The organism is Salinivibrio sp. IB574, from assembly GCF_001996205.1.
GTDB lineage: Bacteria > Pseudomonadota > Gammaproteobacteria > Enterobacterales > Vibrionaceae > Salinivibrio > Salinivibrio proteolyticus.
This window is the reverse complement of sequence record NZ_MUFN01000014.1, coordinates 98,620-122,121: the sequence shown is the minus strand read 5'-3', so window position 1 is coordinate 122,121 and position 23,502 is coordinate 98,620. Positions and strand designations below refer to the sequence as shown.

Annotated in this window: 19 protein-coding genes, 1 other RNA gene and 1 pseudogene; 5 read left to right on the top strand and 16 right to left on the bottom strand. The window is 49.8% G+C overall.

Annotation, left to right across the window (positions count from 1 at the left end; translation table 11 throughout):
• Window positions 1-20: 20 nt before the first annotated feature.
• The 4 genes and pseudogenes from betI to BZJ17_RS08800 form a co-directional block, all read right to left on the bottom strand.
• A pseudogene (gene betI / locus BZJ17_RS08815) lies at window positions 21-664 on the bottom strand (transcriptional regulator BetI).
• Between the two features lie 652 nt (window positions 665-1,316).
• The gene (cydB, locus tag BZJ17_RS08810; RefSeq protein WP_108743799.1) at window positions 1,317-2,309 is read right to left on the bottom strand and encodes a cytochrome d ubiquinol oxidase subunit II; all 993 of its coding nucleotides are present in this window, start codon (window positions 2,307-2,309) and stop codon (window positions 1,317-1,319) included.
• Window positions 2,310-2,311: 2 nt separating this feature from the next.
• Complete coding sequence (locus BZJ17_RS08805; protein ID WP_077640470.1) at window positions 2,312-3,655, bottom strand: cytochrome ubiquinol oxidase subunit I; 1,344 nt, start codon at window positions 3,653-3,655, stop codon at window positions 2,312-2,314.
• An 18-nt stretch (window positions 3,656-3,673) separates the two neighbouring features.
• Window positions 3,674-4,237, bottom strand: a complete 564-nt coding sequence (locus tag BZJ17_RS08800) for a MarR family transcriptional regulator (RefSeq protein ID WP_077640469.1) — start codon at window positions 4,235-4,237, stop codon at window positions 3,674-3,676.
• A gap of 422 nt (window positions 4,238-4,659) precedes the next feature.
• On the opposite strand from BZJ17_RS08800, the gene BZJ17_RS17600 reads away from it, so the two are divergent.
• From BZJ17_RS17600 to BZJ17_RS08785, 3 genes are all read left to right on the top strand, one after another.
• Window positions 4,660-5,955, top strand: coding sequence for a PAS domain-containing methyl-accepting chemotaxis protein (locus BZJ17_RS17600; protein WP_077640468.1), 1,296 nt, complete (start codon window positions 4,660-4,662; stop codon window positions 5,953-5,955).
• A 99-nt stretch (window positions 5,956-6,054) separates the two neighbouring features.
• Window positions 6,055-7,440: an HD-GYP domain-containing protein gene (locus tag BZJ17_RS08790; protein ID WP_077640480.1), complete on the top strand. Its 1,386-nt coding sequence runs from the start codon at window positions 6,055-6,057 to the stop codon at window positions 7,438-7,440.
• A 156-nt stretch (window positions 7,441-7,596) separates the two neighbouring features.
• Complete coding sequence (locus BZJ17_RS08785; protein ID WP_077640467.1) at window positions 7,597-8,073, top strand: Dps family protein; 477 nt, start codon at window positions 7,597-7,599, stop codon at window positions 8,071-8,073.
• A 74-nt stretch (window positions 8,074-8,147) separates the two neighbouring features.
• Here the strand turns inward: BZJ17_RS08785 and BZJ17_RS08780 are convergent, their stop codons facing one another.
• The 7 genes from BZJ17_RS08780 to BZJ17_RS08750 all read right to left on the bottom strand — a co-directional run bounded on the left by BZJ17_RS08780 (window position 8,148) and on the right by BZJ17_RS08750 (window position 14,984).
• Window positions 8,148-10,409 carry a glycoside hydrolase gene (locus BZJ17_RS08780; RefSeq protein WP_108743797.1) on the bottom strand — a complete coding sequence of 754 codons (2,262 nt, stop codon included), beginning with the start codon at window positions 10,407-10,409 and terminating at the stop codon, window positions 8,148-8,150.
• Between the two features lie 73 nt (window positions 10,410-10,482).
• Window positions 10,483-11,361 carry a DUF2861 family protein gene (locus BZJ17_RS08775; protein ID WP_077640465.1) on the bottom strand — a complete coding sequence of 293 codons (879 nt, stop codon included), beginning with the start codon at window positions 11,359-11,361 and terminating at the stop codon, window positions 10,483-10,485.
• Window positions 11,358-12,002 carry a response regulator transcription factor gene (locus BZJ17_RS08770; protein ID WP_069588018.1) on the bottom strand — a complete coding sequence of 215 codons (645 nt, stop codon included), beginning with the start codon at window positions 12,000-12,002 and terminating at the stop codon, window positions 11,358-11,360. The genes BZJ17_RS08775 and BZJ17_RS08770 overlap by 4 nt, the downstream gene beginning before the upstream one ends.
• Window positions 11,999-13,396 carry a DUF3404 domain-containing protein gene (locus BZJ17_RS08765; protein WP_077640464.1) on the bottom strand — a complete coding sequence of 466 codons (1,398 nt, stop codon included), beginning with the start codon at window positions 13,394-13,396 and terminating at the stop codon, window positions 11,999-12,001. The genes BZJ17_RS08770 and BZJ17_RS08765 overlap by 4 nt, the downstream gene beginning before the upstream one ends.
• 173 nt (window positions 13,397-13,569) lie before the next feature.
• Window positions 13,570-13,666: signal recognition particle sRNA small type (gene ffs, locus BZJ17_RS08760), an RNA gene on the bottom strand.
• A 128-nt stretch (window positions 13,667-13,794) separates the two neighbouring features.
• Window positions 13,795-14,523: a hypothetical protein gene (locus tag BZJ17_RS08755; protein ID WP_069588015.1), complete on the bottom strand. Its 729-nt coding sequence runs from the start codon at window positions 14,521-14,523 to the stop codon at window positions 13,795-13,797.
• Window positions 14,524-14,564: 41 nt separating this feature from the next.
• Window positions 14,565-14,984, bottom strand: coding sequence for a YbaY family lipoprotein (locus tag BZJ17_RS08750; protein WP_069588014.1), 420 nt, complete (start codon window positions 14,982-14,984; stop codon window positions 14,565-14,567).
• Between the two features lie 99 nt (window positions 14,985-15,083).
• Here BZJ17_RS08750 and tesB point away from each other — a divergent pair, with 99 nt between their 5' ends.
• Window positions 15,084-15,947 carry an acyl-CoA thioesterase II gene (gene tesB, locus BZJ17_RS08745; RefSeq protein WP_077457642.1) on the top strand — a complete coding sequence of 288 codons (864 nt, stop codon included), beginning with the start codon at window positions 15,084-15,086 and terminating at the stop codon, window positions 15,945-15,947.
• A gap of 89 nt (window positions 15,948-16,036) precedes the next feature.
• On the opposite strand, the gene BZJ17_RS08740 is transcribed toward tesB, so the two are convergent.
• From BZJ17_RS08740 to BZJ17_RS08730, 3 genes are read right to left on the bottom strand one after another with little or no spacing between them, the layout of a single operon-like run.
• Entirely contained in the window at window positions 16,037-17,797 is a 1,761-nt protein-coding gene (locus tag BZJ17_RS08740; RefSeq protein WP_046073621.1) for an ABC transporter transmembrane domain-containing protein, read from the bottom strand.
• Complete coding sequence (locus BZJ17_RS08735; protein WP_077640463.1) at window positions 17,790-19,550, bottom strand: ABC transporter transmembrane domain-containing protein; 1,761 nt, start codon at window positions 19,548-19,550, stop codon at window positions 17,790-17,792. The genes BZJ17_RS08740 and BZJ17_RS08735 overlap by 8 nt, the downstream gene beginning before the upstream one ends.
• Before the next feature lie 42 nt (window positions 19,551-19,592).
• Window positions 19,593-20,060, bottom strand: coding sequence for an Lrp/AsnC family transcriptional regulator (locus tag BZJ17_RS08730; protein ID WP_077457637.1), 468 nt, complete (start codon window positions 20,058-20,060; stop codon window positions 19,593-19,595).
• 130 nt (window positions 20,061-20,190) lie between these two features.
• Here BZJ17_RS08730 and BZJ17_RS08725 point away from each other — a divergent pair, with 130 nt between their 5' ends.
• A complete protein-coding gene (locus tag BZJ17_RS08725) occupies window positions 20,191-21,255 on the top strand; it encodes a PLP-dependent cysteine synthase family protein (protein ID WP_108743796.1) in 1,065 nt (354 codons plus the stop codon).
• A 63-nt stretch (window positions 21,256-21,318) separates the two neighbouring features.
• Here BZJ17_RS08725 and BZJ17_RS08720 read toward each other — a convergent pair whose 3' ends face one another.
• Both BZJ17_RS08720 and BZJ17_RS08715 read right to left on the bottom strand, forming a co-directional pair.
• Complete coding sequence (locus tag BZJ17_RS08720; RefSeq protein WP_077640461.1) at window positions 21,319-21,783, bottom strand: hypothetical protein; 465 nt, start codon at window positions 21,781-21,783, stop codon at window positions 21,319-21,321.
• A 33-nt stretch (window positions 21,784-21,816) separates the two neighbouring features.
• Entirely contained in the window at window positions 21,817-23,472 is a 1,656-nt protein-coding gene (locus tag BZJ17_RS08715; RefSeq protein ID WP_077640460.1) for an ABC transporter substrate-binding protein, read from the bottom strand.
• Between the last annotated feature and the right edge of the window lie 30 nt (window positions 23,473-23,502).

Genomic DNA, 23,502 nt, shown 5'->3' with positions numbered 1-23,502 from the left:
ATGTCAGCTGCTATCCCGGGTTAGCCCTGAGGACGACCATAAAAGGTCAGTTGCTTATCTAAATAGTCATTGATAATGGTGCGAGCGTTATTGGCATCAATACCTTTAGGGTTCAATGCACCGCGCAACCAAATACCATCAATCAATGCTGCAATCCCCTGAGCAACCATGACAGCCTGCTCGACCGGCAATAGCGCTTTAAGCTCAATGCGCAAATGCGACAGCAAGCGCTTCTCGTTCACGCGCTGTAAACGGTGTAACTCATTGTCATGCATGGCATATGACCAGAACGCGAGCCAAGTTTTCACCACATCAGACTGGGCCTGAAAACCTTCAAAGTTCGCGTTAATGATCGCATTAATACGCGCAAACCTTCAAAGTTCGCGTTAATGATCGCATTAATACGCGCTTGGTGGTGGTGACGAGGGATCCCACGCAGCGTGTTAATGACAGTGGCTGAAAGCTCGCGCAATACCACGCGCATTGTTTCTTCCAGCAAACCATGCTTACCACCAAAATAGTGGTTGATAATGCCTGTTGATACGCCGGCTTCCTTACTAATCAAAGAGATACTTGCCGCATGCAGACCAACGCGACCAATCACAGTCATGGTGGCTTTAACGAGCTGCGGTTTACGTACTTCCGGCATCCCTACCTTAGGCATTGTTGCTCCCATTCGTTTTTAATTGAACGATTAGTTAAATATAATCTTACACGCTAATATTTAGATCTCAAATAGATTTTTTAACCAAATCGCTACAAGACCAACCCTCGAAAAACAGAAACATACAAATACAACAATGATTTAGGTCAATTTCAAAAAGGTTTGTTCCAGATCAAATCTTTTGTGCTGATAGCAGTATTTATGAACAAATCGGTTAAAATACCACCAGAAAAACATAGTAACGCAGGAAATGATAAGGGGAGTAAGGATTCATTTTCACTCAATGCTGGCTAAAACCAACCGCGAGTCAATGCCTCACACTAAGTAAGAAATGCGAAGAAAAATGAAAATAAGCACCACATAACCGACATTCGCTACAAAAAGGGCAGATTGCTGTTTTGAAAGCACGCATCAGGTGATAACAAATCATGATGGGCCACTCCGGTTAGAGCGTCGAGAAGCACAAACTATAACGAGATATAACCTTTCGCGAGACCAATATTTAGGGCCCGAAAGATTGAACAAAAAGGCAGGTTACCGCTAACCGTTTTATCGTGACGGGCATACCATCGCTATCACACTCAAACGCCGAGCAAAAAAAAGCCCAGCGTCTATCGCTGGGCTCATCGATTAGGAGTGTGCTACGTATGGCTTACTCGTAGTTAAGCTCGGTGGCTTTTCCTGAGAAGACACGGTACACAAAGAGGGTGTATAAGAAGATCATCGGTAGCACGAACATCGCACCATAACCGACAATCAACAAGGTGCCAGTGGCACTCGCCGCCTCTTTCGCCGTCATCACGCCGGGGATAATGTCAGGGAAGAAGCTGTATGCTAAGCCAAAGAAGCTCATTGCAAACAAAATGATCGCACCAATGAATGGGAACTGATAACCCACATCATTTTCGACCGGCACGTGGCGCAGATAGCGGTCTACGAGCAACATAATTGCAAGACACACCAGGGGCACGGGTGCCAGTAATAAAATCTCAGGGAAGCCAAACCAACGCTCGGCCACTGTCTCACTCACCGGCGGATTGACAATACTGATGGCTAATACGCCAAGCGCCGCAAGCCAGCCACCGCGGCGAGACCATTTCGCCGCGCGCTTTTGCAAGTCCCCTTCCGTTTTCATCACCAGCCAAGTCCCACCAATATAGATGTAGGCGGCGGTCACACAAAGGCCACTTAACAGTGCAAACAAATACGCACCTGTGCTGTCATCAAACGCCAGTACATAGCGGCCAATCATGTAGCCTTGTGTCATCGACGCGATAAACGAGCCCGCTTTAAAGCAGCGATCCCAAAGGTCTTTGCGCTCTGGTTTCACTTTGGCACGAAAATCAAACGACACGCCACGTAGAATAAGACCCGCCAACATCACAGACGTAGGCAAATACAATTCGGTCAAAATCATGCTGTGTGCCGCAGGGAAGGCAATCAACAACAAACCTACCGCCAGTACCAACCAAGTCTCGTTCGCATCCCAGAATGGGCCAATCGATGCAATCATACGGTCTCGCTGCGCTTGGTTGCAGCTCGGCAACAGCATCCCCACTCCAAGGTCGTAGCCATCGAGCACGGCATACATAAATACCGAGAAGCCAAACAGCAGCAGATAAATTTCAGGCAGATAAGGAGTTATGCTCATGCGTTCACCTCTTTATTCGGCTGAGCGTGGTTGTCTGACTGGTACTCGGGCAGACGTTTTTTGGCTAAGAAGAACAAGGTACGGATGTACGCTACCATCAACACCACATAGAGTGTGAGGTAGATAGTTAACGTAATACCGACATGCGAGCTTGCCACGGGTGTCACCGCATCCGCCGTTTTTAGCACCCCCTGCACTAGCCAAGGTTGACGACCGATCTCTGTGACATACCAGCCCGAAAGCGTCGCTACCCAGCCCGAGAATGTCATGGCGACCAGTCCCATCAAGTGCCACTTCGGCATCGGTTGATTACGCCAAACGCGATATGCGGTAAACCAACTCACCACCAGCATAAGCACACCCACTCCGACCATGATGCGGAAGCCGAAGAACAACGGCTTCACCGGTGGATGATACTCAAAGCTTTCTAAGCCTTTGATCTCACCATCGAGTTTGTGAGTCAAAATCAGGCTCGCCAGATTCGGGATCCCCACTTCATAGTCGTTTGAGCGTGTTTCTTCGTTTGGAACCGCAAACAGCAGCAAAGGCGCGCCCTGCTCGGTTTCCCACACACCTTCCATCGCCGCAATTTTTTGTGGTTGATGCTCAAGTGTGTTTAGGCCGTGCATGTCACCAACCAGTACTTGTAATGGGATCAGAATTGCCGCAGCGGTGATACCCACTTTTAAAGGCTTGTCCGATACACCTGAGGTCGGTGACTTTAATTTCTGATAAGCAGAGATCCCCGCGATTAAGAAAGAAGCCGTCAAACCAGACGCTAATAGCATGTGGCTTAAGCGATACGGCATCGACGGATTGAAAATCACTTCAAACCAGCTAGTTGGGTGCACCACACCATCAATGATTTCAAAACCGGTTGGGGTATGCATCCAGCTATTGAGCACCAAAATCCAGAATGCAGAAATGGTGGTACCAATCGCTACGAGCAAGGTTGCGAGGGTATGAACCCAATTCGGCACACGGTTCTTACCAAACAACATAATGCCAAGGAAGGTGGCTTCCATGAAAAATGCCGTCATCACTTCATAACCCAATAATGGGCCAGCGATGTTGCCGACTTTCTCCATAAATCCGGGCCAGTTGGTCCCGAATTGGAAGCTCATCGTGATGCCGGACACTACGCCCAGCGCGAAGGTCAACGCAAACACTTTGACCCAGAAGTAATAGGTATCTAGCCAGATTTGCTCACCGGTACGGTTATATCTGAACTTGAAAAACACCAGCATCCACCCTAAGGCGATCGTTATAGTGGGAAAAAGGATGTGAAAGCTGATGTTGGCCGCAAATTGGATCCGCGACAACATTAAGGTATCTAACATGACATTACCCTCAGGAGTTTAACTGCCCGATTGTTCGTTGGACTTACTGTGAAACAACTTGCCAGACAGCTCGAGAAGCTTGCCGACACTGCTGCCCAGTTTCATCAGGTTTTTCAAATGCTCAGGTTTCATTTGCTGAACATCGTCAAACCAATGGTTAAACAGCTCGAGAAGATCGTGGATCTCATGTAACTGCTTAACCGAATGACTCTCAGCGTCATCTTCACTTCGCATAAAGTGTGCACGCAGCATAGATAAGGTAGGATCCACCTCTCGCTTCTTCCTCTCAGCGAGTACCTGCTGCGCCAACTCCCAGATGGTGCCGTTAGGCACAAAGTAGTCCTTTCTGTCTCCGGGGGTACGCTGTGAGCGAATCAAGTTCCAGCCATGCAATTCCTTGGTTGCCATGCTGACATTGCCACGAGATATGTTGAGCGCCGACACAATCTCATCGGCACTTAACGGTTTTTCACTCAACACAATCAGTGCCAGCATTTCGCCGACCGAGCGGTTAAACCCCCACCGACTACCCATTTCGCCGAAATGCATCACCACATTTCTTAGCTCTTGCGACAGCTCCATCTTGATCTCCCTCACAGTGCTTCTGGGGAATGATACGGAGTTTCTTTGCTGAGGATCAATGAATATTTCGAATTTTCAGAAATTATTGAAAATAAAAAAGTCGATTTGTAACAAGGAATGAAGAAGGGTTATGAATATGTTACATTTGCGGGCAGATGAATCGACTAAGACCGCATAGGTTAAGCGCTTTCGCCGCACAGCGAAAGAGCGATGACACACTCAGATACATATTTGATAGATTTATAAACAACGGTAGTCGTTTGAATCGCCAACAAATAAGGTAGCTATCATTATGAGCGATGAATAATTTTCTGGAAAAACTACGTTTAGCCTGCCCCTGACATCTACACTTTTACGAGCAGATGTGAAGTCTATAAAAAGATAATGACTTCGCGGGTTTGGACAACGGGAAGTAAGTAGTTATGTTCAAAAAGACTCAACGCGCGCTAGACGCTTGCCAGAAAGAAAAAGCAGAGCTTCAAGCAGAGCTCAGTGCTCTCCAACAACACATCGCCTCAATTTTATTTACGCCCGACGGGACGGTCATCGATGTGAATGATCATTTACTTGCCATTATCGGTTACCAGCGAGACGAGGTAATCGGTCAGCATCACCGCGCAGTCTGTTTTGAGGACACGGCAAATTCGTCAGAATATCGCCAGTTCTGGCAAGCACTGGCGCAAGGGAAACCCCAGCAAGGCATATTTAGGCGCCGCCACAAAGAGGGACATGAAATCTGGCTGGAAGCGACCTATGTCCCTATCAAAGATGAAAATGGGAAAGTCACCAAGGTGCGTAAACTTGCTGCTGATGTTACCGAGCGGCACCAGCAATCAAAACGTAAAGACGCCATATTGGAAGCCATTGATCGCTCATTGGCAGTAATAGAATTTGAGCCGGACGGTACTATTATTCGCGCCAATAAAAACTTTCTCAGTACGGTCCACTATAAAGACAGTGATATTGCTGGCCAGCATCACCGTATCTTTTGCGACCAGGAATTCTACGATGAGAATCCCCACTTTTGGCAATCACTGGCTGACGGTCAGTTCACCGCAGGACAATATCTGCGCCGCGACAAGTACGGTAATGAGGTATGGCTAGAAGCCACGTATAACCCTGTGTTCGATGCCAATGGACAGGTGGTGAAAGTGATTAAGTTTGCCACCAACATCACGGATACCGTCAAGAAAAATCAGGCTGTGAATCATGCGGCCGAACTGGCGCAAGCGTCGTCTGAGCAAACGCTAAAAGACAGTGAAAGCGGCAGCGTACTATTGCAAGAAGCGGTACAGCTGTCGCAAAACGTTTCTGAACAAGCGATAGAAGCCTCGAATCAGGTCAACCAACTGAACCAGCATGCACAAAGCATTGAAAATATCGTCACCACCATCAAACAGATTGCCGAGCAAACCAATTTGCTCGCATTGAATGCCGCTATTGAGGCTGCTCGCGCCGGCGAACAAGGACGCGGCTTTGCGGTTGTAGCCGATGAAGTACGCGGTTTATCACAGCGAACCAGTAAATCGACCACTGAAATCGCGGATGTGGTTGATGAAAACCTGCAACTGATTAAGGGAGTCAGTGAGGCGATGGAGAGAGTGAGTGAACAGTCCTCGCTTGGACAAGAGAAGGTGACGGCGGTCGATGAAGTGATGAAAGATATCCATGCCGGCGCGCAAGAAGTCTCAGATACGGTTCGAGGCCTGACTCACTGAATGAACGATACATCGTCAACTGGCGTATAGTTAACTAATAACCTAACACCGAGCCATTGGATTATGCATCAGCAATCAGATCAGATTAGCGTGCCAAATATGCCTTGCCAACCATCGTCCGAGTTACGTCTATCGGAGCTTGTTGTCGCGCTGAGTACTGCGCTCGATATGACCGAAGGCCAGCCCCCCGAGCACTGTATGCGTTGTGCTTGGATGGGCATGAAGCTGGCCGATGCGCTCGATTTTTCGCCCCAGCAACGTCACGACCTTTTCTATACCTTGCTATTAAAAGACGCAGGATGTAGCAGCAATGCCGCACGGATCTGCGAACTTTATCTCACTAACGATTTAGCCTTTAAACAAAGCTATAAAATCGTCGATGGCAGTTTGTCTAGTGTGCTCAATTTCGTGCTCAAAAATACCGGTGTCAAACGGGGCTTCATGGAAAAGCTTTCTACGACATTAGATATCATACGAAACGGTGATATGTATGCCCAAGAGCTGATTGAAACACGTTGTACGCGTGGTGCAGAAATTGTGCGCGAACTGAGGTTTAGCGAGGCAGTTGCCAACGCGGTTTACGCTCTAGACGAACACTATGATGGAGGCGGACGCCCTGACGGTTTAAGCGGTGACGCGATCCCTCTTTATGCACGTATCGCCTTAATGACCCAAGTGATTGATGTTTTCCGCACCGAATCCGGCATTGAAGCGGCACTGCAAGAAATTAAAGCGCGGCGTGGCACCTGGTTTGATCCTCACCTGGTAGATACATTTATTGAATGCGCGAGCGCCCCCCACTTTTGGCAGCATCTTGATGCCCCCCAACTAAAAGAACAAGTCCTATCGATGGCACCCGCTACCGCAACGATTTGGGTGGATGACGACTATCTCGATGCGATAGCCGCTGCCTTTGGCCGTGTTGTCGATGCCAAAAGCCCGTTTACGTCCGGACATAGTGAACGTGTCGCTGTGTATGCAAGTTTAATCGCAGACGCGCTTGGCGTGAGCGAGCAGGATAAAAAGTGGCTCAAGCGCGGCGCGTTGCTCCATGACATCGGTAAACTGGGTGTTAGCAACGATATTCTTGATAAACCCGGTAAGCTTGACGACGATGAGTGGGAACAGGTCAAGCAACATGCCGCATTGAGTAAAACGATTCTCTCGAAGATCCAGCAATTCGATGATCTCGCCCAATTCGCGAGCGCGCACCATGAGAAGCTCGATGGTACCGGCTATCCCGATGGAATACAGGGCGAGCATATATCGCTTTTAACACGCATCATTACTACCGCGGATATATTCGATGCCATCACTGCAGAGCGGCCGTATCGTGGTCCTATTCCCGTGGATAAGGCGCTGAGTATCATGCGCGAAGAGGTAGATACGGCAATCGACCAACGCTGTTTAGACGCGCTCATTGCCGGACTCGATACCCTGCCCGATCACTTTATGGTCCACGACGCTACGTCGATCACATCATAGGCACGCCCTATCAGCTATATAGGTTTAACCCATTTTCTTTTTTGATATCGGGCAGTTATCCTATTTTCATCATTTGAAGCGACACCGTTTCCAGTGCTTGGCGTTTGCTATCTGTAGACGTCAAACACATTGATTTTGCCACTAAGGAGGCATTAGATGAGTAAACAAGCAGCATTGATTGGACTAGACAGCAGCAAAGCCGCCGATCTGGGCGCGCGTTTGGATACGCTATTGGCGAACTATCAAGTGCTTTACACCAATGTGCGTGGTTTTCACTGGAACATCAAAGGTAACGACTTTTTCGAGTTGCACACTAAATTTGAAGAAATTTATACCGATCTTCAAACCAAGATTGATGAAGTGGCTGAGCGCATTCTCACCATCGGTGGTACCGCTGAGCACCGCTTCAGCGAGTATTTAAAAGTCAGTGAGATCAAAGAGCACGATCCTGAAGCGAATGGTCAAGCCGGCGTGCGCGCACTGGTCGAAGGCTTCAGTGTTCTGATCGCCCTACAGCGCGACATCATGAACCTAGCCGGTGATGCAGGCGATGAAGGGACATCTGCGCTGATGAGCGACTATATCCGCGAACAAGAAAAACTGATGTGGATGCTCAACGCTTATCTCAACTAATCATCAATCAGTAGGATTCAGCAAAAAGCCCGCGCAATGCGGGCTTTCTTATATCCTGTTAGCGCACCTTAATCCTACTCAGACACAGACCAAACCACTTGCGTTCCATCACTCAACTGCGCCACCAAACCTTTTCCGGGCACAGTGATGTCTGACATACCGACTGGTTGGTCGGTAAAGTTGGCGGTTAGCGTCGACCCATCGCTAAATTGGGTCTGCTGTACGCGCCCGCGTTCGTCCAACCAGCGAAAGTCCACCAAGGCTTTGTCCCAAAGGGCTTGATGAATTGGCATAAAGCCCTGTTGGTAATGTTTAATCGCACGAATCCGAGGTTGCGATGGCGACGTTGCTTCATCACGACTTAAATGCACCATGGCGGGCACATTATAAAGCATGGCTATTAAGTCTCTCTCAGCACGCACATTGGTAAACTTTAGGCTATCGCTATGCCAATGGTGGCTATTGATAACCTCATCATGGAACACCGCTTGATAAAGTGGAATACGATATTGCGGATCAAACAAAAGAGCTTGATAAAGCGGCTTCACTTTCGCCGGCTGAAAGAAAAAGGCAGGCTTGTTGTCCGGGTACCAAGGGCCGAGGTAATAGGGCGAAGAGCGATTAGACTTCATGTCTTCATCCCGCCATCCAAAACCAATCGTTTCTAAGCCATGTGCAAAGGCGATACCCTGCGTGGTCAAGCTATTACCATCTTCCGACCCCAACACCACCGCTTGACGATTTACGATCGATTTCATCCGTTGGTTGAACGCCGCGAGCATATCGACTTCGCGCGTATCACGGCGATAATCTTCTCGCGCCATCGCCGTCGCATCCACATCAATGAACAAACTATTAAATTGTCCATATTTAATAATATCGGCGACACGCTGCGCGACATAATCGGCATCACAGGCAGGATTGAGATAGAAGCCGTTGCCACGAAACCCTTTTTTCAAGTTGCCATTGCGCTGTTCAATCGCACACGATGTGCGCATCGCATCCGGTAATTGTGCAGTCAGCCAGCTATCGTTCCCCCCACGTGGGATCGCGGTATTGTAGGAGTCATAGGGACCAATTAAATAGCCCGCTTGCTTGGCTTTTTCGACGACGTGCGGCTGATAAAATGCCGGCATCCAATTGTCCAAGCCTAACCATAATTGACGGATACCCGCTTTTTGTAAGCTGTCGATCATCTCAGTGGAAAGCCCCTGCCCCCACTGTTTAGCCGGTTTAAGGTACTGTCCTGCGCGCGCCGCTAACCACTTTTTACGTTGCTGCGCGGCCTGATACTGCTGTTTGATGGTATTGTCTTTTTCCGTAGGCGCGGTCACCGGAAAGGTCTCTGCCAACGCACGATTAATGCCATTCACTAAGGTGTTTTTATGATATTGGCTAAACCAGTTTTGTTTACCGGAAAGCTCCCCGAGTGCAACTTGGGTCTCATCATCAAGCGGCAAGGATGATGCATTAAGCGCCCAATCTTTCAGCCCCCACCAATCCTTCACATCATCACGAGCAAGCGGTCCTTGACCAAATAAATACACATGGGTCGCACCAATTAGCTTGGCCGTTTCAGGGTTTTGCTTCACTTTTTGGGCCAATGAGGTTGCTTGATGCTGCTCTTGCCGCCACTGGCGATACCATTTAGCCCCATCCAATGGATGCTGACCCAGTTTAACCCTTACCACAAAGGGATCGTGGCGATTTAATGGTGTAAAGGTATGAACCGCGCCCATCGCAAGTTTGTCGTGTTTGCGTGCAAAAGTCAGTCGGTTATTGGTAGCGGTAACCAGATGGTAGCTAACATATTGGCGACCTATCTGAGCCGTCCAAAACGGCATCTTTAAATCTTGCGTGGTATTCGCGCCATCTCGGCTGGCTTGCAAGTAGTCAATCCATTGCGAATGTTCGGTAGGCACCCGCATCCCTTCGCTAAACGGCAATAATAAGGTCTGAGTGTCCTCGACAGGCAAATCAAACCAACGCAATGTAACGGGATGCTGGCGCGTCACTCGGGCGTTTTCATCCAACGACATAGACAAGGTCAAGGCGTCATCCAAGGTGGCAGACACCTCGATATCGGCTGGCTCCCAACGCCAGCGAAATTGATTGGGCGCTAGGTGACGTATATTCACCACCTGCTGGTGCTGCTGACCTACCTTCAAATTAGCATCATTAATGGGCAGGTTGCCCCAACGCATACTCAGATCGCTAGGATTAATAGTGACGTGAGTATCTTGATGGGTCAAAGTGAGAGGCGCTGCGTAGGGAGTTAAACTGAATAGCGTCAAGCTCAACGCAACACAAGAACAATAAAAAGATGATAGGTTCACGCGATGTCTCCTGTTGATATCAGCGCGCTATTAAATGCCAACCTCGTCCCTTATTTGTCACCTCGCTGTCTCTTTATTCGCTATTCACTGCGTCAGTGCGCTCGACAGCATTGGGTAGGGGGAGTGCCAATCGCTCAACATAGCTCACCTTGATCGCGCCTTGGTATTCAAAGTGACTCACGGTTGCACTCAAATGGCTTGCAGTAGCAGGCGGAGACGTCGGCAAATCAACCTTAACGGGTAATGCACCCTCAGCGGTTCGTCCAGAGGCATAAATCGGCGCTTGATCCACCCAACGATAGGCATCGTCCAGCCATAACCAATACGCCGTGGCAGGGGCACAGTTTTGCGGCGTTGTCGGCAAATCAATCACCAGTTGCATATCAGGATGCCCGGTGAGTTGTACCCAAGGACGACGCGGGAGTCCGTAAATCACTAAGCTGTAATGCTGATTACCTAGCTTGAGTTCGTAAACGCCCGGATCCACTTGGGTAAACAATTGACCCGACTCAATCTCTTGATAGCTGGCTTGCGCCGTGAGTGTGGCGCTTAACACCATTTGCCCACTCGGATCCATAAGCGTGACCCGCGTTGTGTTTGCCACCTGCTCCGCCGAGAGCTTGATTTCATAGCCCAGACTCGACGCCCMTGCGCGACGTATAAAAGAGATGGTCAAACCATGAGGGATCCCTTTGCCATTAGGCTCGGTCAAACGCTGTCCGCAATCAGTTTGATTAATAATGGMATGTTTTAGTGTCGCCCAATGCGACTCGTCAACGGGCGCTTGCGTCAGCGCAAACATCAACTCTTGCCAAGCCAATGTGGGCTGTTCGACCAGCAACGCCTGATAAGCCTCGCGCATGGGCGTATCTGTAAACCAAGATTGCTCAGCCTGCGCGCTGATGCTAGTCAAGCCCCACAGGGCTACGATACCGAGACGATGCCACATCATTGTGCTATCAACCTATACCCCACCCCACGGTGAGTCTCGATGGCAAGGTCCGGGAGTTTTTGCCGCAAACGCAAGACATGATTATCCACGGTTCGAGTCGTCGGAAAGGCTTGATAACCCCAGATTTTATTAAGGAGCTCCTCGCGGTGGAACACCCGACCTTGGTTTTGTAAAAGCAACAGTAATAAATCAAACTCTTTGGGTTTTAGCGTGACCGCTTCATTTTGCCAGTATACCGCGCGTGAACCGGGCTCGACCTTGATGCTGCCATACAGCAGTTGACTCTCTCCCAAAGGACGAAGCTGAGCATAAATGCGGGCCAACAGCTCTTGATGTGCAAATGGCTTGACCACATAGTCTTTAGCGCCCGCCATTAAGCCTTCAACCCGTTGTTCAACCTCAATTTTGGCGGTTAATACGATGACAGGTAACGCTTTCAATGCCAGCCAAGTAGGGAGATGCGCCAAGCTATCGCCATCTGCCAATTGGCGATCCAAAATCACTAAGTCCGCGTGATACCAATGCTTCTCAACCTTTGCGCTTTCCATCAACCAAGTACAGTTGAAACCTTGCGTTTCTAAAAACTGACGTAGGCCCTCACCCAATAATTTATCGTCTTCAATCAATAACACGTGGCTCATTGGGGTAACTCCAAAATACAGCAAGTCGGGTGCCGTTTTATCAATAGCTTTCCGCCCATTTGACGCATTAAACGCGCCACCAAAAACAATCCAATGCCCATATTGTGTTCCGAGGTTGGCGCCCGACAGCGCCGCCATAATCGCTGCCACCATGACGGAAACACACCATCATCGTAGACACAAACACGGACACGTTTTCCCACACACACACGAATCCATACGGTTTCCCCACCATGTTGGTGCGCGTTTTTAATCAAGTTTTCCAAGCAAATCGATAACCAATAGAAGGGTAACGTCAGCGTGCGATCGTCCTCGAGGATATAGTCAATATCAAAGGGGTCACATACGTGATCGAGCCAATCAGACAGCGATGCCGTTTGCGTCTTAAACTGTTCACTCTTATCCGTACTCAGATAACCTTTACTGGTTTCAGTCAATTGACTCAACCTTTGATGATCAGCCAACAGTCGCCACAATACATCTTGCGCATCTTCGCTGAGTTGATCGAATTGGTTGCGTAGCATTTCGACGGTTAACCCCAAGCTGGCAATTGGCGTGCGTAACTCATGCGTTAGCAGTTGAAGTATAAACTGTCGTTCACGACGCTGTTGATAACGATCATACACACTACGCGCAAGCCCGATGACTAAGGCAATACAGACCAGCACGAGTATCGCGGTAAATACACCTTGATAAGCCGGATGGAGTTGGTTGCAAATATTGCCATAGCGATAGTCACAGCCAGTCGACTCGGTCGACAAACTGAGTCGATAATGTTCTGCAATCGGCGACCACACAGATTGAGGCAATACCTTCCACCCCAATTCGCCATTCAACCACAGCTGGTGATTATCTAGATAGGCACGATAGCCACTCAGTAACGCGTCACGCCCTTGCGCACTCAGGTCACTCAATGATTGATGTAGGGGGTGCTGTGGGTTATCGAGAGTCAGCCGTTGGAGAATGTCAGATGGTGGTGATGTCATCGGATAGGCGGCAAGATAACGGTCCGCATAGCTGCCTCCCGCTGGGTGCAATAACGGATTTTCCACAAACCATGCTGGCGGTAATGACTGACCATTGSACAAAGCAAGTTCAAAGCGCTGCGCAATCAATAACTGAGGATCGACAATGCGGGGATTGGCTTGACACCGCTGCGTCACCTGATGCAATGCAACCAGATCTTGCCAGTTAAAATGCGTAAAATCGGGGTACTGTGCTTGGCTTTGCAGCAGGTTTTGCGAGTACGCATTGAGCGAAGGCTGAGCCACCACCAAATGACCGGCCTGCCACGCTTCATCATAAAAGCCCTTGAGTTGCGTTTGTAGCTCACTGGCCGCCACTTGACTGCTTAGTAAAGCGAACAGTAACGCGGCTAACGCTCGAAAACCCAATCGATTCTCCCCAGACCTATCATTGCGACTAATGATTAAATCATAGCTAAGCGGTAATGGGCTGTGTCACCCGAGTGTCAACATCAACGTTGTCAATGAAGCGTATCGCATAAATGGATTGAGGGGTACGCGACAAAGAATAAGAGAAAAGCGAAGAGTAGAAAGGGCGGAGGCCTCCCCAGCTACATCCCGGCACACACGTCCCAAGCGCGGGCTGCTTCCTTCCGGACCTGACCCAGTACACAAGATAGTGTTGCGGGAGAACCAAGGAGGCCTCCATCGATATGTCGTTAAGCTTGCTTAACTGCGGGGCATTATGTGGCATGGCTGGATGCAATGCAAGGAGGATTGATAGCTTCGCCGCTTAACTGTTGATCTTATGAGCAATATCCACCCAGTCAGTCGTCCGGCTCTTCCAAAAACAAGTATTCCCCGATCCAAATTGCCGCTAGCATCGTTGCCCACGCGACCAAAAGCGACATGGTAAGTTGTGAGGGTGTCACTAACGTGATCACCAAAAAAGGAACGCAAGGTAATACATGTAAAGCGATGGGACGCGAGGAAGCAAACCTTGGCGTCAGCCCTATCCACTGCAATAACCAGATCACCGCCACAACAGAAACACACCAAAGCGCAGTCGGCCAACCAAGCAGCACGGCAAGCACTGGTAGCAAAAGCCATGCACTTTGCCGAGGTGGCATGTACAAGCACCATTGCTGTAGCGCGCCCCATGCCACGACTAATCCCAGCAGCAAGACAGTGAATACCCAAGGTGAACCGGCGAGTTTTGCCTCCGATTGCAGCGCCATAATACCAGTCAGCATCGCAATCATCACTGAGCCCAGCAATAGTTTGACATGTAGATGCCGCAAGGGGTTCATCAACAATGACAAGGCGGGCAGCATCAGTAAACTGGTTGCACTGAGCAATGCAGGCAGCTGGGGCATGGCATAGGCAAACGCCCCCATCGCCAACACAAGTAACCAACTCGTGAGTGTCTCGGGGTAAAAGAAAAAAACAGCCGGGACGAAAATCGCCCAACTGGATAACGAAAAACCGGAGACCAAACTGGCTGCCGCTGCAATGGCGACAAGCAACGCAGGCCAAAGCAAAGAAGAGATCCGCATGCACACTCCTTGTGCTCCACTCACGCTTCTCAGTGTAGTGATTAGTTGCCGACTCGCACCAGTGTCAGGGTGGGATCAAAGGTATGATTCGTATCCGTGATCACCTTATTGATGGTATTGGTGATAAACAGCGGGCGTTCGTTCACATCAATTTGTGCCGTGACGACGTATGTGTGTGTTGGAGAAATTTGGCTCGGATCGTAATTCAGTGAAAAGTGAATAGGCACTTGCTGGCCTTCGGTTACGAATGATTGTCGGCTAATCTCTTTACCGGGTGAACCCATTTTTTTCATTTCTACCAAACGGACCGTGACGCTGGCATTCTCAGGTAAAGCAAGTCGCTCACGATACACTAAAGTGCCAGAAACACTCGCTAAATCATTAGGTTGACTATTCCCTGAACAGGCAGTAAACACTAGGGCAGTGAATAAGGCGAACAACAGAAACGATAGTTTCTTCATTAAAGAATCCTCACTGGTACGCGTTTGAATGCGGCAAAAACGCTAAGGTTATGATAGCTTGATCAATAACACTGGAAGCATAGCACGTATCAAGGACTTATGAGCCAACCACTGACAGAACTCTTACAATTACTGCAGCTTGAGCGGTTAGATACTGGCCTTTACCGAGGTCAAAGTGAAAACCTTGGACTGCCACAGGTGTATGGTGGACAGGTCATTGGGCAGGCCCTATCAGCCTCTAAAACCTCGGTCGACCCTGATCGCTTCTTGCATTCATTCCACAGTTATTTTCTGCGCCCAGGCGATCCTGAGCAGCCGATCATCTACGACGTTGAGATACTCAGAGACGGAAAAAGTTTCAGTACGCGACGGATAAAAGCGGTGCAAAACGGCAAACCTATCTTCTATTTGACGGCGTCTTATCAAGAAGAGGAAGAAAGCTTTGAGCATCAAAACACCATGCCGACCGACGTGCCAGCGCCCGAGACCTTGCGCTCGGAGCAGTCACTTGTCAATGATATCGCCCACAAACTACCGCCTAAGGTGGTCAAAGCGTTTGGGGGCGACAAGCCGATCGAAGTACGACCTGCCACGGTGATCAACCCACTGAAGCCCCATGCGGCGCCGGCTAAGCAATATTTATGGATCCGCGCCAATGGTGAAGTGGGAGACGATTTTCATGTCCACCAGTATTTACTTGGCTATGCCGCCGATTGGGGCTTTTTGGTCACGGCCTTGCAGCCTCACGCAGTGACGCTGCTTACGCCGGGCATGAAAGTGGCCACCATTGATCACTCCATGTGGTTCCACCGTCCGTTTAGAATGGATGAGTGGCTGTTGTTTGCGATTGAAAGCCCCTCCGCCAGTGGCGCGCGTGGCTTTGTACGCGGCGAACTTTTCAATCAGCAAGGCGATCTTATCGCCTCAGCCACCCAAGAAGGCTTGATGCGTAAGCTCTCCTAACCATCAGCGTCTCAAGCGTGAGCGAATCTGAGCGACACTAAAAAGGGGCGTTACGCCCCTTTTTATCTGTTTCACCTATGACTGAACCGCTACACCTGCGCCTCTTCCTCTAATGCGGCTAAATGCGCGCTAGCTTGCTGAAGTTGATACATCTGCCAGTAGCGGCCTTGCTGACGCAGCAGGCTTTGATGACGCCCTTGCTCAATCACGCGGCCACGATGCAAGACGAGGATGTTATCGGCCTCAGCAATGGTCGATAAGCGGTGCGCAATCACTACCACTGTCATCTGTTGACGTAACCTGTTCAGCGCCTGTTGCACAAGCTCTTCGGTGCCAGAGTCGATATTGGCGGTGGCTTCATCAAGGATCAGAATTTTAGGCTGACGCACTAACACGCGCGCCAGAGCCAACAACTGGCGCTGACCGGCAGAAAAGGTCATTCCGCCCTCACCAAGTAAGGTATCCAGCCCCGCTGGCAATCCTTTCACGTAATCTGCCAACGCCACTTGCTCGAGGGCATGCCAAATTTTTTCATCGTCCAGTGTCTGTCCCAGCGCGATGTTTTCTCGCAAGCTCCCCGTCAACATATGTGGGTCTTGTTGCACCATGGCAACGCCCTCACGCAAGCTTTGATGACTCAAGCTTTCAATTGGTAATCCACCCAGCGTCAGCGTCCCCTCACCTGCGCGATAAAATCCCATCAGTAACGACGCCAAGGTTGATTTACCGCTGCCCGTATGACCGACCAACGCTAGAAAACCGCCGGCAGGGACGTCTACATTCACGTCGGACAATACAGGTGTTTCACCATCATAGGAAAACGATACATTCTGCAGTGCAATGGCACCATCAGGGATCGGCGTGGTGTCATGGCCATATTGCTCAGGCGGCGTATCCATCATTTCAAAAAGCCGCTCACCGGCCGAGATAGCCTGCTGAAGCAGTGACAGTTGCTGCATCATTTCAATCAATGGCTCGGTGATCCGCCCCAAATAGCTTAAAAAGGCGTACAACACCCCAACTCCAATCACTGCCGTGCCGCTAAAACCGAAGATAGCCACCAAAGACAGCAACGCGGCCCCCGCCAATAAATCAATCAAAGGGCGGAGATAGATCCCGTTCAGGCGTTGAATAGTCACCATGGCATCCAAGTGATCCGCGGTCATATCACTGAATCGCGAGGAGAACGCCCGCTCTTGCTGCATTAGCTGGATCAAATTCATGCCGAGCACAGATTCATTCATCACCCCGTTGATATCTGCTAGCCGGTCTCGTGCTCGACGATACGCAGGCGCTGAGCGTTTTTGATAGCGCGCCATCACCAGCACCACACACGGCAGTAGCACCAACACCACCATTGTCAGTTGCACACTGAGCATTAGCATCGCCACCAGCATCACCCCAATCAGCGCAATGTTGCGTAAAAAGGTTGAAAGCACCGACACATACAGCTCTTTCAACGACTCGGTGTCATTGGTCAAGCGCGATACAATTCGTCCCATCGGCACATAATCAAAGGCTGACAGAGGCTGTTTAATCACGTTGGCGAACACCGCTTTACGGATGCGTTGAATGATGGCCACCGCCATAGTGTTAAAACGCAGCTCGTACTGATACTGAAAGCCGGCGGAAACAATGGTCGATACGATATAGCCCACCGCCAGTGCCCACATGATCACTGCCGGATAATGGTCTTTGGCGACATAGTTATCGAGAAAGATTTGTACCAAGTAAGGCCCCGTCACTTCCGCCACAGCCGCCACCAACAAGAAAATCGTGGCAATCACAAATTGACGCCTGTCGCGGCGCATGTAGCTTAGCAATCGAAATAAGATCTCTCGCTTAGTCATGGCGCGGCTCCTCATCGGCTTCCAATGCCGCTTCCAGCTGCTGATATTGGTGCATTTCTTGATACCATCCTGGCTGTTGAATCAATTGGCGATGCTGGCCACGCTCTCGGATTTGCCCATGACTGAGCACCACAATTTCATCGGCATTTTCGAGTGCCGATAAGCGGTGAGCTATCACTATCGTGGTACGAGTATGCTGATGCTGTTGCAGGTTCTGCAAAATGCGGTGCTCGGTGTCGCCATCAACCGCCGACAAGGCATCATCCAAAATCAAACACTCCGCTTCCACCAACAAGGCGCGAGCAATCGAAATACGCTGCTTTTGACCGCCAGATAAGGTGATCCCTTTTTCACCCACCGCAGTTTCATACCCGTGCGGCAGCTGACGAATGTCTTCATCGATGCAAGCAAGTGCCGCCGCCTGCTCGATTTCCGCTTGGGTCGCATCCGGACGACCCAGGGCGATGTTTTCCGCAATCGAGCGCGAAAACAAAAACGGCGTTTGCGTCACCACCGCGAAACGTTGTCGCCATGACGACAAATCAGCTTCCGCTATCGACACATCACCATAGCGAATATCGCCCTTTTCAAGCTGGGTCAGATGAAGTAGCAATTGCAATAAGGTTGATTTGCCACTGCCGACTGGGCCGGCAATCCCCAACATGGCTCCAGGCGGAAGCGTCACATGGATATCTTTAAGGGCAAAACTGTCATCCGGTTGCCACTTAAACTGCTCAATGGCCAGCGTCAACGGCTGCATGGTGTCAGGCAGCGGCGTGTCACCGCCAACAATGTCCGGCTGCTCTTGTAGCAACGCATCAATCCGCGTCCAAGCGGCGCGCCCACGCTCAATAATATTAAATAGCCACGCCACCGCGAGCATCGGCCAAATCATCAAGCCTTGATACAAGGTAAACGCGGTAAGATCCCCAAGCGAAATCTCACCAGTGGCGACCAAGTAGCCGCCGCCAGAGACGGTTAGGAAAAACGAGGCGCCAATGGTGCCTTGGATCACCGGCGAAAACAGCGCATCAACCCGCGCCACCGCGAGGTTTTTCTCCCCAGTGCGATCGGCGACTTGATTAAACTGATTCATTTGATGCTGCTCTAAGCCGAATGCACGTACCATACGCACTGCTGACAGTGAGGACTGACTCACCTCTGACAACTCAGAAAATGCCGCTTGTGATTCGGTGAAGGTATGGTGCAAACGACGGCCAAAGCGATTGACCAGCACCGCCATCACCGGCATCGGTAGCAACGCTAAAAGCGTCAGCTGCCAGCTGATTTGGCTTACCATCACAATGAGCACGGCCGCACCTGTGATAATAGAATCCCCCGCGGTCAGAACCCCTTCACCGGCAGTCATTACCACCGCTTTCACATCATTGGTAGAGCGCGCCATGATATCGCCACTCGGGTAGCGACGGAAAAAATGCGGGGATTGGCGAGTAAAATGATCATAAAGCCGGTTGCGCAGCACAGTACCCAGCTCGGCCGCGGCACCAAATAGCCACACTCGCCACACAATGCGTAGCACATACACCACCACCCAAATGGCCAGCATACCCGCGAGTAGCCACATCAGTAGCTCAGTCGAAATCTCTCCCGCGACCACGCCATCAACCACATGGCCCACGGCCATCGGTGGAATGAGCTCGAAGACAGAGACAAATACCAAAATAATCATGGCGCCGACATAACGACGCCATTCACGTTTAAAAAACCAGCCTAACTGCCAAAACACCTTCATGAGGTCTCCTTTTTATCCCCGCCTTTTTATCATCAGAACGACCTATCGGATCGGTAAGGCGGTGGTGTACTTAAGCGCTTCCATGGCGAATGTTGATGTCACATTATTCAGACTTGGCACAGAATTGACCAGCTTTTTATAAAAATGATCAAATCGAGTCATATCAGCTACCTGCACCTTCATCATGTAATCATACTCGCCTGCCATGCGGTAGAATTCCATCACCTCAGGGAACTCGGTCACCACCTCGGTAAAGGTCTTGTACCACTGCTCACTGTGATCATTGGTTTTGATATGGACGAAGGCGGTAAATGCGAGGCCAACGGTTTCGGGGTCAAGCAATGCCACCCGCCCGCGGATCACCCCTTGTGATTCCAGCCGTTTCAGCCGCTTCCAACAGGGGGTTGTGGTTAGATTCACCCGTTCTGCCAGCGCGGACACAGACCAGTTGGCATCTTCCTGCAGCGCCGCGAGTAAAGTGCGATCTATCTCATCTAAAGTGACAGTCATGAAAATTTATTTCCATTAAGTGTTATATGGGAGTTTATTTTTCTATTTTAGCGTCATTATAGAGCAAAAATAGCAAGGTTTTTATCCCACTCTTTACGTAAACTGGTGCTAATTACGTATTCGGAGATGCATGATGACAACCTCACATCCTTGCCATACTTGGGTCGGTAACGCGATTCGCCTGATTGAAGCCGACTTTAAACGCTCTGCAGATACCCATTTAATTAAGCTCGATCTCCCTAGCTTTACGGACATTGATATCTATTTAAAAGACGAGAGCACCCACCCGACCGGTAGCTTGAAGCACCGCTTGGCGCGTTCTTTGTTTTTGTACGGCTTGTGTAATGGTTGGATTGATGAGCACACCACCATCATTGAAAGCTCATCAGGTAGTACTGCTATTTCCGAAGCGTATTTTGCCCGTCTGCTTGGTTTGCGTTTTATTGCCGTAGTGCCCAAAAACACTGCGTGTAAGAAGATTGAACAAATCCGTTTTTATGGCGGCGAAGCGCACTTTGTCGAGCGGTCAGATCAGATCTATGCCGAGTCTCGCCGCCTTGCCAAAGAGCTAAACGGCCACTACATGGATCAGTTTACCTATGCCGAGCGCGCGACCGACTGGCGTAGCAATAACAACATTGCCAACCGCATTTTTGATCAAATGCAGTACGAGCGCTTCCCTATCCCTCGCTGGATTGTGATGAGTCCGGGCACCGGTGGCACCTCAGCGACCATTGGCCGCTACATTCGTTATCGTTGCCAACCGACTCAGCTGATGGTGGCAGATGCTGAGCACTCGGTGTTTCACGATTACTACCTCACTGGCGACAGTGCACTGACCACCGATAAAAGCAGCCGCATTGAAGGGATTGGACGGCCACGTGTCGAGCCCAGCTTTATTCCCGGCGTGATTGATAGAATGACCACAGTGCCGGACACTCACAGTATCGCCACCATTCATTGGCTAGAAAGCCAGCTTGGCCGCAAAGCCGGCGCATCCACCGGTACCAACCTATACGGCGTCTTGATGCTGGCCAATGAAATGCGCGCCAACGGCGAGAAAGGCTCTATTGTCACCTTGCTGTGTGACAGCGGCGAGCGCTACCTAGACACCTATTACAACCCTGATTGGGTACGCGAGCACATTGGGGCGCTCGACCAAGCAACCCATGATTTGCAGACCTTGTTGGGGTAACGCCAAAAGCAAAAAGGCTCTCATACTCGGAGAGCCTTTCGCATTCTTGTTATAACCACTCGTTCAGTACGTTGTGCAGATTTCGGAGTGAGTAATATCAGATTCAGTACAATAAGTGGTCTGAATGCGATTTTGACGATTTTGTTGTGTGATCGCTTCGAGACGTCGCTGCTGATGACGAAGGTTTTCCACGGCCGCTGTGTTCTGCTGGTCATAGTCTTCCAGCTCATGGCGCCATTGGCTCATAGTCACCAGCAGCTGCTGACAATCTTGCTTATCGTATTCATAACGACGCTTTGCCTTTACATACTGATGGTCTAGCTCACCTTGATCATATTGCCAGGTGTTTTTAACACGCCCTGCTAGATGATAAAACTCACCAAGAGTTTCTGGTCCAATCTCATCTCGACATTGTTCGGCTATCACATATACGCGAGCAAACTCACCGTACAGCGTTTCTGGCATGGTATTGGTCGTACAACCGGCAAGGCTTAACATCAGCATGCCAACGACACCTAATCGTTTCATTGTTACCTCTACGTTCCTAATTGATGGCTTTTATTAATTTTGCGGTTTTTCAACCCAAAGTTTTTTAAAATCGCTATACCCAGTGGCATTGATCCCAATGCCTTGCACTTGAGTGAGACAGCTTAGCTCCTCGACACCATTAAATAGCGCCACGCAAGTGAACTGGTCATAGAGTCGGTTCTCTATCTGCCTGAGCGCGGCTAAGGGTCTTTCTCGACCAGCACACTGCGCAACCTGATGACGATGTAAACTCAGCTGCTCGCGGTTAAGCGCAAACCTGAGCCCAGTTGAGATCATCAACCACTCATACACGCCATACTCCAACGGAAACTCAATCACCTCTTCAACCAGCAAAAGATCTGCACGACCTTGCCAATACTCTGGATTATTAATTTCAGTATATTCATGTACTTCAAGCTCTACGCCTGTAGCACGAATGCACTCATGTAACCAATTGGCTAAACGGCGCAATTGAGGAAGTGTCCATTGCGGCTCCGCTAACACGACTTTTCCCTGTAATGATAGGGGACGGGCCGGAATTAATCGTCGTTCGTAGTGACACGCTCCTTCAACCACATTTTCCGGGTCATAGTGGTATTTGCAGGCACGAATGTAGTCAGCAATTTGATACCACTGAGAAGGTGTGATCCCAGCGTTAGGCCGCGGACGATACGATAAATAGGAGTACGCGTTTATGCTGCTGACACTTTTCTCGCCCGACTCTTGATTAAAACTCATTGCACTGGTGATCTCTTCACCGGCATGCGAGAGAGTAACCTGGTCCAGCAATGCATTTTTTTGAAAGTATTGGGTATGCCGTTGTAATGTCAGTTTTTCGCTGTCCCATTCACTGACCTTAAAAGCACCAGTTCCAATATGCACATGGTGCTTCTTACTGAATGGGGTTTTCTCAGGACACAGAATGCTGGCATGCGGGGTAGCAAGCGCATACAGAAACAGAGGGTTTTTCTCGGCCAACTTGACAGACAAACTATGTTCCCCAAGTACCGTCACGGAGAGAATGCTCTGAAAAATAGGGGAAACGGGACATTGGGCATGCTTGAGCCGTTCAAGACTCCACGCAACATCAGTCACACTGAGATATAAACCATCGTGGCGCTGCACACGGTCGCGTAAATAAAAGATAATCTCTTGTTCTACCACCCGCCATTCATGCGCAACCCCCGCAACAATATTGCCGAACGAATCTTGCTGCACCAAGGTATCGTAAAGGCTGCTGATGATATGTAGCTCCGCGCGTCGAATTGTGACTGCCGGATCGAGTTCATCCACCCAAGGATAACGAGCAACCAATAAACGATTGTTACTCTTATTCACCGTATTTTGCTCTTCCACTGCACTGGCCAAAATCCGTGCGGCCAAGTCACCATACGCGGTGAGTAGCTTACTGATTAAGTCAAAACGCCCTTCATTAAGCTGCCGTTTGATCACATCAAATAAGGTGCTAGCAAATGTCACTCGAATAAAAAGCTCACTTGGTTTCCCCCTACCCACAGCAGGTGTCCAGTCAATCCAACCAAGACTATCGAGTTCTCTCAACACGTTGCTGGTATTACGGCGAGAAGTCGAAAAGGCCGACTCAAGTTCCTCGATTGTTACTTGATGAGCGTGCTGTACGGTATAGCGAGAGATTAACTGGTAGAGACGTCTGAGATTGTTTTCTTGCACGAAAAAATACTCGCTCTCAGCTAGGAGAAG